Raw genomic sequence first — 1,541 nt, forward strand, 5'->3', positions numbered from 1 at the left:
CGCCCGCGCGGCGTCCAGCCCGGCCTCGAGCGCGTCGGCCAGGCGCACGGCCACCGCGGACGGGGCGGCCCCGGCCCGCCGCGCGGCGGCCAGGGCGGCGTCGGCGAGGGCCCAGGGATCGGCGTCGTCGCCGTCACCCCGCTCGGTGATGGCAGCGCCCTCCGGGTCGGGCGGCAGCGCCCACCGGGCGTGGACGGCGCGGCGTCGCGCCTCGTGATGCGGGCAGCACCGCTTGGCGGGATCCTCACACGGCGGGGCGCCCCGGGCGACCTCCTCCCAGGCCGCGTCCGCGGCCAGCCCGGCCCGCAGCAGCGCCGCCCACCGGCGCAGGGCCTCGGCGGCCTCCTCGAGCCGGGCCTCGGCGCGGGCCTCGCGTCCGGCGCGGCCCCGCAGCGCCGTGAGCCGCCGCCGTGCCCGACTCATCCGCCCGCTCCGGGCGGTGTCGCCGGTTCACGGCCGGCCAGCCGGGCCCGGAGCAGGGCCAGGCCGGGTCCGTCCCGCGTGCCCTCCTCAGCGGTCCAGGTCAGGGCGGGGAGCATGCGCAGCGGGGCGGCCGGGTCGTCGGGCCGGTCCGGGACCGCGAGCGCCGCAGGGTGCCTCCCCCGGCCGTCCCGCACGACATGCAGCACGGCGTCCACCCCGGCCCGGGTCTGGGCGGCCACGGCCGCGGGCGACCACCCCGCCAGAGCGCCCATCGCGGTCAGGCGGGCGGGGACGTCGTCGGCGGCGTTGGCGTGCAGCGTGCCCCACGCGCCCTGGTGGCCGGTGTTGAGGGCGGTGAGCAGGTCCGCCACCTCCGCGCCGCGGCACTCGCCCACCACCAGGCGGTCGGGACGCATGCGCAGGGCCTGCCGGATGAGCTCCGCGAGGGTCACCTCCCCCGCGCCGTCCGGGTTGGGGGCGCGGGTCTGCAGCGGGACGACGTGCGGGTGCGCGGGCGCCGCCTCGCGCGTGTCCTCCACGAGCACGATCCGCTCGTCCGGGGCGGCCGCGGACAGCGCCGCCGAGAGGAGCGTGGTCTTGCCCGAGCCGGTGGCACCGCTGACCAGCACGGTGGCGTGGCCGGTCACCAGCTCCTCCAGCACCTCGCCCCAGCGGATGCCGTCCGGCCACGCCTGGGCCAGCTGGGCGAGCGAGGGCGGCGCGGGTGCGGGCACGCGCAAGCTCAGCACGGCGCCGCCTCCGCTGACCGGGGGCAGCGCGGCGTGCACGCGCACGCCGTCCAGACGGGCGTCGGCCAGGGGCACGGCCGGGTCGAGTCGGCGACCGGCCTGCGTGACGAGGCGGACGGCGAGGGCCTCCGCGTCCCCCGGCCGCAGCGTGAGAGACCGGCGCACCAACCCCTCCGTGCCGTCCGTCCACACGTGGCCGTCCGCGTCCACGAGCACGTCGGTGACCCCCTCCCTGCGCAGCCACGGCGCGAGGGGGCCGAAGCCGGTCAGCTCCTCCGTGACCGCCGCGGCGCGCCGGGCCACGACGCCGGCCCCCTCGGCTCCGGCGGCCGGCCCACCGGGGCCGGGCGCGGCGCGGGCGTCGGCCTC

The 1,541-nt window shown here is 81.0% G+C and carries 1 protein-coding gene and 1 pseudogene; both read right to left on the reverse strand.

What is annotated here, in order from left to right; translation table 11 throughout:
* Positions 1 to 423 (reverse strand): annotated as a pseudogene (locus tag MA879_RS12235) (type II secretion system F family protein); the annotation flags it as partial.
* Positions 420 to 1,541: TadA family conjugal transfer-associated ATPase (locus MA879_RS12240; protein WP_248126872.1), on the reverse strand; the 1,122-nt coding region annotated here is incomplete at its 5' end. The gene MA879_RS12240 and the pseudogene MA879_RS12235, both read right to left, overlap by 4 nt.

It is taken from the genome of Micrococcus lacusdianchii (assembly GCF_023155805.1).
GTDB lineage: Bacteria > Actinomycetota > Actinomycetes > Actinomycetales > Micrococcaceae > Micrococcus > Micrococcus lacusdianchii.